Annotated in this window: 13 protein-coding genes and 2 tRNA genes; 11 read left to right on the top strand and 4 right to left on the bottom strand. The window is 44.1% G+C overall.

What is annotated here, in order from left to right; genetic code table 11:
• Window positions 1-44: 44 nt before the first annotated feature.
• Window positions 45-1,121 carry a fatty acid desaturase gene (locus tag KVT36_RS15325; RefSeq protein WP_217604353.1) on the bottom strand — a complete coding sequence of 359 codons (1,077 nt, stop codon included), beginning with the start codon at window positions 1,119-1,121 and terminating at the stop codon, window positions 45-47.
• Between the two features lie 319 nt (window positions 1,122-1,440).
• On the opposite strand from KVT36_RS15325, the gene KVT36_RS15320 reads away from it, so the two are divergent.
• Window positions 1,441-2,004, top strand: coding sequence for a hypothetical protein (locus tag KVT36_RS15320; protein WP_217604352.1), 564 nt, complete (start codon window positions 1,441-1,443; stop codon window positions 2,002-2,004).
• A 75-nt stretch (window positions 2,005-2,079) separates the two neighbouring features.
• On the opposite strand, the gene KVT36_RS15315 is transcribed toward KVT36_RS15320, so the two are convergent.
• Complete coding sequence (locus tag KVT36_RS15315; RefSeq protein ID WP_217604351.1) at window positions 2,080-3,726, bottom strand: M28 family metallopeptidase; 1,647 nt, start codon at window positions 3,724-3,726, stop codon at window positions 2,080-2,082.
• A 147-nt stretch (window positions 3,727-3,873) separates the two neighbouring features.
• On the opposite strand from KVT36_RS15315, the gene KVT36_RS15310 reads away from it, so the two are divergent.
• The 5 genes from KVT36_RS15310 (at window position 3,874) to hsdR (ending at window position 9,363) form a co-directional block, all read left to right on the top strand.
• Window positions 3,874-3,962, top strand: a tRNA-Ser gene (locus KVT36_RS15310).
• 40 nt (window positions 3,963-4,002) lie between these two features.
• Window positions 4,003-4,077: transfer RNA gene (locus tag KVT36_RS15305), tRNA-Pro, on the top strand.
• Between the two features lie 356 nt (window positions 4,078-4,433).
• Window positions 4,434-5,885, top strand: a complete 1,452-nt coding sequence (locus tag KVT36_RS15300) for an N-6 DNA methylase (protein WP_217604350.1) — start codon at window positions 4,434-4,436, stop codon at window positions 5,883-5,885.
• Window positions 5,882-7,048 (top strand): restriction endonuclease subunit S, encoded by a 1,167-nt coding sequence (locus tag KVT36_RS15295; RefSeq protein WP_217604349.1) that lies wholly within the window; start codon window positions 5,882-5,884, stop codon window positions 7,046-7,048. The genes KVT36_RS15300 and KVT36_RS15295 overlap by 4 nt, the downstream gene beginning before the upstream one ends.
• On the top strand, window positions 7,045-9,363 hold the full coding sequence (hsdR, locus tag KVT36_RS15290; protein WP_217604348.1) for an EcoAI/FtnUII family type I restriction enzme subunit R: 2,319 nt from the start codon (window positions 7,045-7,047) through the stop codon (window positions 9,361-9,363). Before KVT36_RS15295 ends, hsdR begins: the two co-directional genes overlap by 4 nt.
• 229 nt (window positions 9,364-9,592) lie before the next feature.
• Here hsdR and KVT36_RS15285 read toward each other — a convergent pair whose 3' ends face one another.
• The gene (locus tag KVT36_RS15285) at window positions 9,593-11,134 is read right to left on the bottom strand and encodes an FAD-dependent monooxygenase (RefSeq protein WP_217604347.1); all 1,542 of its coding nucleotides are present in this window, start codon (window positions 11,132-11,134) and stop codon (window positions 9,593-9,595) included.
• A 40-nt stretch (window positions 11,135-11,174) separates the two neighbouring features.
• Entirely contained in the window at window positions 11,175-11,993 is an 819-nt protein-coding gene (locus KVT36_RS15280; protein WP_217604346.1) for a helix-turn-helix domain-containing protein, read from the bottom strand.
• Between the two features lie 126 nt (window positions 11,994-12,119).
• Between KVT36_RS15280 and KVT36_RS15275 the strand changes: the two genes are divergently transcribed.
• From KVT36_RS15275 to KVT36_RS15255, 5 genes are all read left to right on the top strand, one after another.
• Window positions 12,120-12,500, top strand: coding sequence for a DoxX family membrane protein (locus tag KVT36_RS15275; RefSeq protein ID WP_217604345.1), 381 nt, complete (start codon window positions 12,120-12,122; stop codon window positions 12,498-12,500).
• Window positions 12,501-12,523: 23 nt separating this feature from the next.
• The gene (locus KVT36_RS15270; protein WP_217604344.1) at window positions 12,524-12,841 is read left to right on the top strand and encodes a metalloregulator ArsR/SmtB family transcription factor; all 318 of its coding nucleotides are present in this window, start codon (window positions 12,524-12,526) and stop codon (window positions 12,839-12,841) included.
• Entirely contained in the window at window positions 12,841-13,344 is a 504-nt protein-coding gene (locus KVT36_RS15265) for an SRPBCC domain-containing protein (RefSeq protein ID WP_217604343.1), read from the top strand. The genes KVT36_RS15270 and KVT36_RS15265 overlap by 1 nt, the downstream gene beginning before the upstream one ends.
• A gap of 314 nt (window positions 13,345-13,658) precedes the next feature.
• The gene (locus tag KVT36_RS15260) at window positions 13,659-14,189 is read left to right on the top strand and encodes a methylated-DNA--[protein]-cysteine S-methyltransferase (protein WP_217604342.1); all 531 of its coding nucleotides are present in this window, start codon (window positions 13,659-13,661) and stop codon (window positions 14,187-14,189) included.
• A 165-nt stretch (window positions 14,190-14,354) separates the two neighbouring features.
• Window positions 14,355-14,681, top strand: a complete 327-nt coding sequence (locus KVT36_RS15255; RefSeq protein ID WP_217604341.1) for a S24/S26 family peptidase — start codon at window positions 14,355-14,357, stop codon at window positions 14,679-14,681.
• The last annotated feature ends 163 nt before the right edge of the window (window positions 14,682-14,844 follow it).

Raw genomic sequence — 14,844 nt, 5'->3', positions numbered from 1 at the left:
CGGCTTGCCGGGTGCTTTTACGTTTATAGAAAGTTATGTTATGATCAGGCTACGGCTGCTTTGCTGGCTACTGCCATTGCAGGGAACCTGCGGGTGCGCTGTTTCAGGAAAGAGATCACTTCCGCATCAGAATTATAACGGTTACCGATATTCACAAAATGCTTAGCCAGCAGATCGTAACGTTTCAGCATCAGGAAAAGAAAGATCTGCATATAGTCGATACCCTCAAATACCACAGCGTCGTTAGCCACATAAACATCCAGGTTCTGGCGGAAGTTATTCGGATAATCTGTCCAGTGCATAGCGGGTTTCAGATGGTGGCCAATATGGTAACCATCATTCCAGCACTGGCGGTTGTAAGTGGAATTAATACAGGTAATACTGTTCTTGTAAGGATTATCCGGCTCACTGGCGCAAATAAAAGCATGCTGTGCCCAGTTGCCCATCATCATCACCACACGGGAAAAGGTGAAGGGGATAATAAATACCACCAGGGTGGCCGGCCAGTTCACAAAACATAAGCCTACGCACATGGCAATAAACAGGACCTCGCCTCTTACCGCACGTTTCAGCAGGTTTTTACGGTTCTTACGGATAAAATAGCTGGCCAGGTGAAAGATGCCGGCAAAAAAGAAGCTGCCGAAATATTTCGCAAAACCCCGCAGTGAATCCCGTTGAAAGAACATGGTGCAGCTGTCATCATCCGGCATATTGTTTTCCGGGTGATGCATGCCAATATGATGGCTATAATACGTTTCCGGGCTTTGCCCAAAAAAGGGGCCCAGCACCCAGGGCAGGTAATGGTTCAGCCAATTGTATTTACGTTCAAAAAAAACGCGGTGGCTGGTACAATGCAGCATCAGGATATAAGGACCTTTCAGGATAAGATTATTGAGCACCAGGTAGGCGACTGCGGCCGTCCACCAGATCCAGTTATTTACACCGGGTATGTACAATAAGATCGCCAGCGGTATTAAGGTGAGGGTAATGCGAATGGTGAGATAGACAAAGGGCAGGTCACGCTCATCCTTAATAAGTGATCTGAAAAATTTTTGCAGGCGGGTGTACTCCCCATCCGGTTTTACATACACCGGGTCTGTTAACAGTGTAAATGCTTTCATGCTGATTATTAAAACTGGTTAAATAAGGTATAGGCAAAGTTGTAGGTTCGCATATCTCCAACTCTTTAGTTCGCTTATCCCAAGTTCTAACCAAGATAACGTATTACACAGGATAAATTGCATAAAAAACGTTAAATCCGTGTTAGAGGCAGGAACGGCCTGTGCCTTAGGTCTGGAAGGGATGGCTGAGATCTTTATGCACTTGTAGCAATTAATCCCCCATTCCATGCGCTTACAATTCAAATCACAATATATATTATAAAAATTCATTTGAATACGTAAAATATCCTATTTTTGCTCCTTAAAAATACCCTTACCAATGAAACTTTTATCAGCGTTACCCGTATTAGCCATTGTCGCGTTGGCCTCTCTTCAGGTGAGTGTTTCATCCTGTAGCAAGGAAAATACCGATACCCTTGTTGTACGCGATACCGTACATATTACCGACACCCTGCAGCTTAAAGACACGGCAATGACCACTGCTATTCTTACCTCTACTGTATGGAAAACACAGGAGTCAAGGTGGGTAAGGGACAATAGCTCCATCAGCTATTACCTGAGAGGTGGGTCCGGCAACACTGAAAGCCTGGACATTCAAACACTGACCTTCCGTGCAGACGGGACCGGTACCCATTACAATGCAGATGGCTTTACCGTTCAGTTTAACTGGCAATGGCTTAATAATGAGCAAACTTCTTTAAAGTATATTGATCATTATCCATCACCTACCGGCGATCATACTGTGATATGGGAGCATATTGTTTATAAGAATGGCGCTATCAAGTTTGGTGAATATGTTACACAGTCTACAACAAAACTGGTGGGCTATTCCATCTGGATACCGGTAGCATTTACCCAGAATGCAAACCTGCGCCTGGATTAATTTCCGGGAAGCATACCAAATAAGAACGGAGACCTGCTTTCAGCAGATCTCCGTTCTTATTGAGCTTTTGTATTATTATTTCTTCTCCCTTGCGGCTTTAAATTCAGAGCCCTGTTTCCATGCGGGGAAAGTAGTTTCATTACTTAAGGTATGGCCTACATCAAATAACAGCTGCGCATCTTCCACCATGCCGGAGTATTCCCAGGTGCTGTCTACCTGGTCAAAAGGAGAGTGGTAGCGGTCGCGCCCATATTCCTCTATCTTCGTTTTGGCCCAGGCGGTATCATGCTCCAATGACTGTGTTCCGCTGCCTGCATACAGGGCGGGGATGCCCACTTTTGCAAAATTGAAATGATCTGAACGGAAGAAGTGACCGGCAGAAGGATTTTCATCCGGGGAAATGGTGCGTCCCTGTTTGGCGGCAGCACGTTCCGCATAATCATCCAGCTCAGACTGACCTAATCCTACAATGGTGAGGTCTTTTGTGCGGCCGTAAGTGTTTAGCACATCCATGTTAATATCAGCCACGGTGCTGTCTTTCGGAAATACCGGGTGGGTGGCATAATACTCTGATCCTAACAGCCCCTGCTCTTCGCCGGTAAGGCCAATGAACAAAATAGAACGGGCCGGGCGTTGCTGCAGGCTGACAAAGGCTTTGGCAATTTCCAGCAAAGCCACGGTGCCGGTAGCATTGTCGGCAGCGCCGTTGTAAATGGAATCGCCTTTGATGGCTTCTCCAATACCCAGGTGATCCCAGTGGGCGGAGTAAATAATGTATTCCTGCGGTTTGGTAGCGCCGGGCCATACGGCCAGCACATTATGAGAGGTAGATTTTTTGAGCTTGTTATTGATCACCACAGAAGCGGTTACCGGCAGGGGCACCGGCTTAAAGCCCGGTTTACGTGCGCTTTGCATCAGCGTATCGGATACACCGGCCAGCTGGAATAATTTTTTGGCGGCATCCAGTGTGATCCAGCCTTCCATACCAGCGCGCGACATATCATTATCTTCCGTTTGCAGGTACAGCTTAGCGCCGGACCAGCCGCTTCTTACCACGGCCCAGGGATAGCTGGCCGGGGCAGTATCATGTATAATAATAACACCGGCAGCGCCCTGACGGGCTGCTTCTTCGTATTTATATGTCCAGCGGCCGTAGTAGGACATGGTATGGCCTTTGAACAGCGCAGTATCAGCAAATCCCGGATCATTTACCAGCACTACCACGGTTTTGCCTTTTACATCCAGCCCGGCATAATCATTCCAGTTATATTCCGGCGCTACAATGCCATAACCGGCAAATACCAGCTCACTGTTGTTCAGCTGCACTTTAGATGTTACACGGCGGGTAGTGGCTACATAATCGTCCAGGTATTTGAGGGAGAGCTGTCCGCCCTTGCCTTTAAATACCAGGGGGCCGGCTGGTTCGGAGGTGATCTCCACCATTGGTACTTCCTGTACATAGCTGTTACCGTTACCGGGCTGCAGGCCCAGTTGTTTAAATTGTGTTTCGAGGTAGCGGATGGTTTTTTCTTCACCAGGGGTGAAGGGTTTTCTGCCTTCAAAGGAATCGGCTGCCAGCACGTTCAGGTGCTGACGGAAACCTTCTTCAGTAATAGCTTTGAATGCAGTAGAGTCTTCGAGGGCTGCCGCATTTTTGCCGGGCCGGTTACAGGCGCCGAGGGCAAGGGCAGCTATCAAAAGCAGACGATAGCAGGTTTGCATGAAAGGAGTATTTAGCTGTTAAAAATAAATAATTATAAGTGAATGGCCTTATTGTACTGATTCTTGAGCGGTGTGATTGCAAAAAATGCAAATGCTTTTGGATAATTCTAAATAATTCCTATTTTTGCAACCCCCAACAAAGGGGATGGTGAGGTGCCTGAGTGGCCGAAAGGAACGGTTTGCTAAACCGTCGTACGGGTAACACTGTACCGAGGGTTCGAATCCCTCCCTCACCGCGGAAAGTTTGAGAGGGCTCTCAAGCTTTTTTAAAGGGTTCGGGGCGTAGCGTAGCCCGGTTATCGCGCCTGCTTTGGGAGCAGGAGGTCGCAAGTTCGAATCTTGCCGCCCCGACAGAAAGAAAAAGCCGCATCAGGAATGGTGCGGCTTTTTTGTGTTATTGCGTGCTGATTTTGGATCGGGAAGGTTGAGAGTTGGGATGTTGCCGCCCTGACTGGAAAATGAAACCCGTCGTGGGAGCGGGTTTATCATTTGTGCTATAATAGCAGATTTACAAATTGGTCATTTTCAGTATTATTTGATTCGAGTCTAATCAAGTTTTTTTGGTATACTAGTTTGAGATATTTATCTTATAGGTACTAAGCAAAGCTATCAATGTTATCGCTGTTATTAGGTTACAGTGGTGATGATACGATTCATTATGATGCCTTTTAGCATCACTTTATATAACTTACAGCCATTTCAAATCTATGTTCGAACAAGCTTTTAAAAATATTGACGACCATCTGTGGAAAGATGCCGGATGTAGTAGTGAGCTGGATTATGTAGAGCAGACCTCCTGGATATTGTTTCTCAAATACCTTGACGATTTAGAGAAATCAAAAGAGGCCGAAGCCAAATTGTCTGGCAAAACATACGCACCTATAATTTCAGATAAATACAAATGGAATGCATGGGCTTGTCCTAAGACCAAAGACGGGAAACTGGATAATCACAAGGCACTAACAGGTGATGACCTGAAGGATTTTGTGGATGGTAAATTGTTTCCTTACCTGCGTAAGTTTCGTACAACAGCAGAACATCCTGATACTATAGAGTATAAAATAGGGGAGATATTCCATGAGCTGAAGAATAAGGTACAAAGCGGTTATAACCTACGCGAGGTAATAAACCGTGTAGACGAGTTGCGCTTTCGTACACATGCCGAAAAGCATGAAATGAGCAGCCTGTACGAAGACAAAATAAAGAATATGGGCAATGCAGGGCGTAACGGTGGTGAATATTATACGCCGCGCCCACTTATCAAAACCATTATAAAAGTCGTTGACCCAAAGATCGGCGAAACCATTTATGACGGGGCGGCAGGTAGTGCAGGCTTCCTCGTAGAGGCGTTTGAGTACCTGAAGCAAGGTAAGCTGAGCACCAAAGACATGGAAACCCTGCAAAAGAAAACCTTTTACGGCAAGGAGAAAAAATCACTGGCATATATAATTGGGGTAATGAACATGATACTACATGGTATTGAAGCCCCTAATATTATACACACCAATACGCTGAGCGAAAACCTAAACGATATAAGTGATAAAGACCGTTACAATGTTGTGCTGGCCAACCCACCGTTTGGCGGAAAGGAGCGTGCCGAGGTACAGGAAAACTTTACCATACGTAGCAGCGAAACTGCTTACCTGTTCATGCAGCATTTTATAAAAATATTGAAGGCCAACGGCAGGGCTGGTGTGGTAATAAAAAATACTTTTCTGAGCAATACTGATAAAGCCAGCATCCAACTGCGCAAGCTACTGCTGGAAAGCTGTAACCTGCATACGATATTGGATATGCCTGGCGGGACATTTACAGGTGCGGGTGTCAAAACCGTAGTGCTGTTTTTTGAGAAAGGAACTGCTACCCGTAAAGTGTGGTACTACCAGCTAAACCTGGACCGCAATCTGGGCAAGACCAATGCATTGAATGAAAAAGACCTGGAAAATTTCTTGAAGCTGCAGAAGACAAAAGCAGATAGCGAAAATAGCTGGACGATGAAGATGGTGGATATTGACAGCAAGACCTTCGACCTCAGCGTGAAGAACCCCAATAAAAAAGAGGAGAATACTTTACGCAGTCCTAAGCAGATACTGAAAGAAATGCGCCAACTGGATGTGGAGATAAATGATATACTTGACCAAATAGCTGAATTGATATGAGTACTTGGAGAAATGTAACTCTTGGAGAAGTTTGTGATATTCTAGACAGTAAAAGAAAACCTATTACTAAAAAACATCGAGTTGAAGGGCAATATCCGTATTATGGAGCAACAGGAGTATTAAGTTATGTTGACGATTATATTTTTAGTGAAAGATTAGTTTTAATAGGTGAAGATGGAGCTAAATGGGGAGCAGGAGATAATACGGCTTTTATAGTAGAAGGTAGATATTGGGTAAACAATCATGCCCATGTTATTAGGCCGCACATGTCAAAAGTCATCGATAAGTGGATAGTATATTTTTTGAACTTTTCCGATTTAAGTAAATATATCACTGGGTTAACTGTGCCTAAGTTAAATCAGGAGAAAATGCGAGGTATCGTACTTCCCTTACCAAGTTTTCAAGAACAAAAGCAAATAGTAGCCCTTTTAGACAAAGCATTTGCAGCGTTAGATAAAGCAAAAGCCAATGTCGAGCAAAACTTAAATAATGCCAAAGAGCTTTTTGAAAATTATTTGAACGAGGTGTTTGAAAATAGAGGGGATGATTGGGAAGAGAAAATATTAGCACAAATTGCTATTTCCTTTGGTCGTGGAAAATCAAAACACAGGCCAAGAAATGACAAGAAATTATATGGTGGCAAATATCCTTTTATTCAGACTGGAGATATCAGAAACAGTAATCATTTTATCACAAAATATACCCAGACATATAATGAAATAGGATTAGCTCAAAGTAAACTGTGGCCTAAAGGAACTATTTGTATAACTATTGCGGCTAACATTGCAGAAACGGGGATATTGGATTTCGATGCATGCTTTCCCGACAGTATCATCGGCCTTGTTGTAAATGAAAAAGTTGCTGATTTGCATTTTGTTGAGTTTTTGCTTCAGTCATTTAAAGTATATCTGCAATCAAAAAGTAAGGGCAGCGCACAGGATAATATTAATTTAGGGACATTTGAGAATGAATTATTTCCATTTCCACCATTAAAAGAACAGAAAAGTATTGTGTCGAAATTGAATACTCTTTATATGCATACAATAAGACTGGAAGAAATGTATGAACAAAAGCTCGCTCAATTAGAAGATCTGAAGAAAAGCATACTTAAAAAAGCCTTTAGCGGAGAGCTAACAAATAAACCAATACCCGAATACGTATGAATGAAGCCGAAACAAGGGCCGAGCTGATAGATCCCAAGCTGGCCGGTAATGGCTGGGTAACAGGTGGTGAGGTAAAAGTACACCGTGAATACCCTATAACTCCTGGCAAAATAATGCCTGGACAGCGGCGAAAAGCGCCGTTGAAAGCAGATTATGTGCTGGCATATAAGGGGCGCAAGCTGGCTGTTATAGAGGCTAAAAGTGATGAGCAGCATGTAGGCGAGGGTATAGGACAGGCGAAAGACTACGCAATAAAGCTGCAGCTGGAAACGGCCTATGCAGCCAACGGCAAAGAGATATACCAGATATGTATGGAAAGCGGTAAGGAAGATTGGGTGACGGACTTCCTGACACCGGATGAGTTATGGGATAAAACTTTTCCACAAGAAAATAAATGGCAGGAGGAGCTAAGCGAGGAGCCATATGATACCAGGAGTAAAACACCGCACTTTTACCAGGAAACTGCGGTAGAGCGGGTAACAGATGCTATTGCTAATAATCAATCCCGAATATTACTGACACTCGCTACCGGTACCGGCAAAACATTTATTGCTTTTCAAATAGCATGGAAATTGTTTCATGCCCGCTGGAACTTAAAATATGATGGCACACGAAGGCCGCGCATTTTATTCCTTGCAGACAGGAATATTTTAGCTAACCAGGCATTCAACGCATTCTCTGCTTTCCCTGAAGACGCATTAGTACGCATTAAGCCCAAAGAAATAAAGAAGAGCGGTAAAGTGCCTGTAAACGGCAGCATCTTTTTTACGATATTCCAAACCTTTATGAGCGGCCCGAATGATACTCCCTATTTCGGGCAATACCCACCGGATTATTTTGACCTTATTATCATAGATGAGTGTCATCGTGGTGGCGCTAATGACGAAAGTACGTGGCGTGGCATCCTGGAATATTTTTCGCCAGCAGTGCAGCTAGGGCTTACAGCTACCCCCAAACGTAGGGAAAATACCGATACATATAAATATTTTGGTAAGCCGGTATATATCTATTCGCTGAAAGACGGTATCAATGATGGTTTTCTAACGCCGTATAAAGTACGAAAAATAACTACGTCACTGGATGAATATACATTCGATGAAGAAGATGAAATACTGGAAGGGGAGGAAGGATTTGATCCGAAGAAGATATATACGGAAAAGGATTTCAACCTGACCATTGAAATGTACGAACGGGAGAAAGAGCGTGTCAGGATATTCATGAATGAAATAGATCAGACAGAGAAAACCATCGTGTTTTGCAGGACGCAAAAACATGCTAATCTTATCAGAATATTTATTAACCAGTTAAAGAAAAGTACAGAACCTAATTATTGTGTTCGTGTCACAGCAAACGACGGAGAACTTGGAGAACAATATTTGCGGGAGTTTCAGGATAATGAAAAAAGCATCCCTACTATACTTACAACATCTTATAAGTTATCAACGGGCGTGGATGCTAAGAATGTGCGCAATATAGTTTTGTTGCGACCAGTAAAAGACATAATTGAGTTTAAGCAGATAGTTGGGCGCGGAACACGTGTATTTGAGGGTAAAGATTACTTTACTATATACGATTTTGTAAAAGCTTACGAGCATTTTAAGGATCCTGAGTGGGATGGTGAGCCTGAAGAACCTGTACCGGGGTATCCTACGCCCGCAGAAACAACACTTGTTGAAGAACTATATGGTGGTTATGGAAGCGACGAAGGAGACAGTGCTCCTAAAAAGAAAATGATTAAAATAAAGCTTAGGGGCGGTAAAGAGCATGAAATAACACACACAATTGAAACAGCTTTTTTTGATGCAGATGGCAAACCTATAACCATGCAGGAGTTTTTAGATAGGCTGTTTGGTAAGTTTCCCGAAGTGTTTAACAGTGAGGCTGAATTGAGGAGGATTTGGTCTGACCCTGCTACGCGAAAAGCCTTGTTACTGCGGCTGGAAGAGGCTGGTTTTGACAAGGACCAGTTAACTAACTTACAAAAAGTTGTAGACGCTGAACGTAGTGATCTGTTTGATGTATTGGAATTAATTTCTTTTGCAATAGCCCCTATTACACGTGATGAAAGAGTTAACCAGGCTAGATCTGAAATTATGAAGGGGTTAAGCACAGAGCAAAGAGAATTTATTGAGTTCGTACTGTCTAAGTATGTTGAAACGGGGGTAGAGGAGCTTGACCAGGAAAAATTACCAGCACTATTGCAGTTAAAATATCATTCTGTTAATGACGCACTTGATATATTGGGCGATGCTGACGATATAAGAAAGATATTTATCAATTTCCAAAGGTATTTATATAATTACAGGGTAGCTTAGTAACTTGATGTGTTTGAGAACAGGTACCTTAATTGCTTTAAGTCTCTGATCTCATCTATCCAAAAGTTCGAGACCTGTCAGTCACCCCGACTGGAGAAGAAAAAACCGCATGAGGAATGGTGCGGCTTTTTTATTGGATAATGTTTCGCGTGACCCTTTGATGCGCTTCCAGTTAGCACTTTACCACATGTATGGCATATCAGAAAAGCTCTTACCACCCACCCCTGCATTAAACAAACCACCGCCCGGCAGCCTTCTGTAATTCGCTGCAATCAGCCTCGCTATCAGAAGCCCAGGCAATAATCCCATCAGGGCGAATCAGTACAGCGCTTACACCTAACCGGTCCTTTGCACTGCCTGAAACATACTTCATCTGATCACCATACTCACCTGCCAAAGTTTTATGTGAAGCATTCATATCAAAATCAAGCAGTATCCCTTTGCCATCGTGCATGAATTCGCCAATGCCTGCACCATCTTCCAGCTCAAAGTTAGGAACGCTGTATCCTACCAGGGGGTGGCCGCCACCAAGATCGTAATGTGTGAAAATGCCCCACACCCTTCCTGCAAAGTAGGTGGCGCCATCACGAGTATTCATAAGGTCGCGGATAATTGCATTCAGCGCGCGCGCCGTTGGACCAGGTTTCATGATTGCAACCTGGGCACGTGACCAATCCAGCACCTGTACTCCAATTGGATGCCGTTCGGTTTGATAGCTGTCCAGCAAGCCTTCCGGTGCTTTCTGCCGGATGGTTGCAGCGAGTTTCCAGCCGAGGTTTATAGCGTCGCCCAGTCCAAGGTTAAGCCCCTGACCTCCTAATGGCGAATGAATGTGTGCGGCATCGCCGGCTAAAAGTACGCGTCCGTTGCGGTAGGTGGTGGACTGCCTTGCGCGGTCAGTCCATGTGGTTGCGAAATGCAGGGTGCTGATAGTTACATTGGTGTCCGAAATGCGGCGTAACACCTCCTGTACGTGCTCACGTGTGACCGGCTTTTCTGAACCATGAAATGCTCCTCCATCAAAATCCTGTATTGCCAGGTAACCTGGCTGCGATTGCAGGTACATGCCTCTTGGTGTCAGGTTTCGGCCAGGGCTCAGCTTATCCGGGTCGGCGATGCCCACTTTAACAGAGTAGCCGGGAAATTCCGGCTCTGTACCAGCGAAGTCAAAACCGCCTGTTTTACGAACAACACTACGGGCGCCATCGCAACCCACGAGCCATTTACTTTGAAAAGATTGATTACCTGACAGAACGGTTACTCCATCGGCTGTATGATGAAAGCCGGTAATAGCAAGCCCGCGCCTGATTACCACACCCAGGGATGTTGCACGGCGGGACAGCACGGTTTCAAGCTCCTCCATTTCAGCAATCAAAATGGTGTCGGTGGAGCCAGGCAAACGATACTTCCATTGTGTGGTGTCAATATCGCCGTCATGGAATGGAATGCCGGCGAAGTGTCCTGCCTGGCGGCGTGGCCCTTGTACGGCGTTTTGGTGAGGATTTTTAAGACGTTTTGGTACTTCAAGTTCATCTAATAACCCACGGCGGTAAAGCGCTTCAACAGAAAGTGCATTTAGTCCCCGGATCCCAAAAGGAAGCTGCTTTAATGGCGAGTGCGGATCCGCTGCCTTTTCCAGTATCAGGACAGAACATTTGGCCAGGGCAAGCTCACAGGCGAGAAAAAGGCCTACAGGTCCAGCGCCGGAAATAATTACATCGTAAATAGTATGATCTTGTGTGGGGTTCCTGCTTTCAGGTATTGTGTTCATATAAAATAATTGAAACACAAAATTCCGGAATGCTTCTGCACTAGGCTTGTACAAATGCGACAAAATCGTTGCTTAGAGCCTGATTGACTTTCTTTGCCTGTCGCGCAAATGCTGCCGGCGTAGTGCCGCTGTAGCGTTTGAATTCTCTGCTTAGGTGGGATTGGTCCGTATAGCCCAGCTCGTGAGCTAAGCCGGCAATGTTGGAATCCGGATACAGCCATAATTGGTTGCGTACCTGCTCAAAGCGTATCAGCGCAGATACGTCTTTGACGGTATGACCGGAAGATTGTTTGAACTTCCTTTCCAGTGTACGAATCGTTGCATGAGCAGCAGCTGCTACCTGGCTTACCGGCATGCTGCCGTTTGCTTCCCGCATAGCAACTCCTGCTTTGAATAACATGCTGTCAGCGGGGATCCGCGACCGTGCATCCAAAAAATACTGTTTTACCTGGGCGATGGCTTCCTCTATTCTGCCGGCCTGAACACACTTGTTCAAAGTGGATTGCAGCTGGGCCACAGGATGCTCAAACACATGTATGCCACCCTTACCGGACGGAAGTCCGAGCAGATCAAACACGGTCCATGGGAAGCACCTGATACCAATGATCTCTAAACGGCTTTTCGCGTAAAAAGTAACCGGCTCATTGAGCAGACCCACCATAAACGGTGATGGCAATGATTGCAAAACTCCATCGTAAGAAATGCTGCAGGGGCTTCCAAAATGAAAAATAATTTCAGCGTAACCATCAGGGATCACCTCAAAACCCGATAACTGTTCCCCGAAGTCTTTGGTGTTATGCCAAAAGCACTTTATGGTATCCCGTAGCTCTTCCGGAGTTTCAAATTCTTGGTGCTGCATGTTGAAAGATAGGATATTTAGGGGGAATAGGCCTCCTGACAAGTTCTTTGAAAATAAATTTGATAAACCGAATGGTTGCGTTTATATTTGCAACCGAATGGTTTATTATATAAAATAACAACAACTATGAAAAGTAAGATCCTTTTTGTTTTATCCCTGCTGGCCGGCCTGATGTTTATAAATGCAGGTTTGGATAAATTCTTCCATTATATGCCAATCCCTAAGGATATGCCTGAAAAAATGGTGAAGGCAGGAATGGCATTTGCCGAAATCGGCTGGCTTATGCCGCTGGTTGGAACCATAGAAATTCTGGGCGGTTTGTTATTGATCTTCAACAGGACCAGGGCGCTTGGCGCCATTGTTATTTTACCTGTTTTGACAGGTATTCTGCTTGCTAACATCAGCATGGCTCCAGCTGGTTTGCCCATCGTATTTGCATTGATCGCAATCATTTTTTGGATAATTATTGACAACAGGGAAAAGTACCTGCCGATGCTAAGGAAATAATCACAAATCAAAATGATACTTCAGTGAGAAGAGATATTTTTCAAGCCATTGCCGACCCGACACGAAGGGCCATCCTGGTTTTAATTGCATTACATGCAATGACACCCAGTGCTATTGCCGAGCATTTTGACATGACACGGCAAGCCATTTCAAAGCATATGAAAATTTTAACTGAATGCGAATTGGTGAAACAGGAATACCAGGGCCGGGAAATATATTATCAGCTTGAGGTTGACATAATGAAAGAGATAGTTAAATGGCTGGTACAATACAGGAAGATCTGGGAGAGCCGATTTCAACAACTCGATCAACTTTTATTAACGATAAAAAAGAAAAAATAATGAAAAACAATTTGCAGTTCGACTTCATTGCGGATAAGGAGAAAAACACGCTCACAATCAGACGTGAGTTTTTAGGAGACCGGCCATTGGTTTGGGATTGTTATACTAAAAGCGAATTGCTTGACCAATGGTTTGCGCCCGCGCCCTTAACCACCAAGACAAAATCAATGGATTTTCGCGAAGGAGGCCATTGGCATTATGCAATGATAGAACCTAACGGAACAGAATATTGGGGTTATACTGAGTACGTAAAAATTAAGCCAATTGACTATTACACCTCTTTAGATGCTTTCAGTAATGAAGCAGGTGAAATAAATAAAGACCTGCCCCGTGCAGAATGGATTGTAACTTTTACCGACAAGGGGGAAAATGCTTTGGTAGAAACCATCGTCACCTATAAATCTCTTTCAGACCTGGAAACGGTTATTCAAATGGGTATGGAGCAAGGAATGATGGCCACACTGGAAAAACTGGATGCATTATTAATTACCTTAAAAAAGTAAAAGGTGAGTGGCAAATTACAATCATAGAAAAAGAGTACAGCTTTATACAGATCCTGAACGTATTACAATGAAACCAAAGATCTGTTATAAAAAAGCTCAATAATATCCCGGTTAGCCCGGCAGAAATTAAAAGCCGCATCAGAAATGGTGCGGTTTTTTGTATGGTGTTATTGCGTCTTGTTTTAGATCAGGAAGGCCGCAATTTGGGAGATAATGCTTGCTAACAGCATGATACCACGAATATGTTTTCCTAAAAGATATTTAACTTGCTATGGATAAGCAAAGGCTGCTTGTAAAGTTTAAAACTCATCCCAATGGAATATCAGTATAAATACATGGATTCTCCCGTAGGCAGGTTAACACTCATCGGTAGCGTCAAAGGCCTTGCTGCTATTCTTTGGGAAAATGATAATCCGAACCGGGTACATGCAAAAGCTGATGTTGAGGATAATAACCATCCCATACTGCTTGAAACAGAACGGCAGCTAAGAGAATATTTTGAAGGAAAGCGCAGCTCTTTTGCATTGGGGCTGGATCCCATCGGAACAAAATTTCAGAAAGAAGTATGGAATGCCTTGCTGACCATACCTTATGGGGAAACCCGGAGTTATACCCAGATCGCTAACCAGCTGGGCAACCCCAAAGCTGTACGTGCGGTAGGTGCGGCCAATGGCCGTAACCCCATTTCAATTGTTGTTCCCTGCCACCGGGTTATTGGCGCATCCGGAGGGCTAACTGGTTTTGCGGGCGGGCTTGAGGCAAAAGCCAGCCTGCTATCGCTGGAGGGCGCAAAAAGTACTCAGCCTCAAATGACAATCCCCTGGCAGGAGCTGAATGTTCCATAAGCAGCTGTTATTGTTTAAAAATATCTGGTCCGCTAATCATGGTATTGGCGGGCTTTTTCTTTGCTATTCCATACTATTTTTCAAATAATATTCATCTGCGCAGCTAGGTTGCGCAGATGAATAATTCCTTTGTGATCAAATAATAACCAATGAAAATTTCAAAAAATGAACAAGTACGAAAGATTGAAATCCGACCTGGAATCAACAGGCAAGGGAAAAATGAAAGCATTTGGCAGCTCTATGTTGCCCATTCTGAAAAGCGGCAGCCAGCTAAGCTTTGAAAAGGCGCCTGAATATAAGATCGGTGATATTGTATTCTGTAAAGTAAAAGGGCGATACATTGACGCGCACAAGATCATTAAAACAGATGCGCATAAAGGCTTCCTGATCGCCAATAATCATGGTTTTGAAAACGGCTGGACCAGGACCATTTACGGGAAAGTAACCGTAGGTGAATTTCAAAACCAGGTCATTTACGAAGCAAAGCGATAGACCTTCCATTAAGTGGCAACGATTTTTTTAATAGTTGCCCTACAAAATTTCTCCCGATCCCCATTATATCCTCTCTTTATCACAGCATTTTCCCCTTATCTGAATTGAAGCATACCGGCTTCTATTTTCCTTTCCATTCTGCTTAAAACAAGATCTTCTCCGT

The sequence above is a fragment of the Chitinophaga sp. GbtcB8 genome (assembly GCF_019091455.1).
In the GTDB taxonomy this organism is placed as follows: Bacteria; Bacteroidota; Bacteroidia; order Chitinophagales; family Chitinophagaceae; genus Chitinophaga.
The sequence above is the reverse complement of the archived record's forward strand: the minus strand, read 5'-3'. Positions and strand labels throughout refer to the sequence as shown.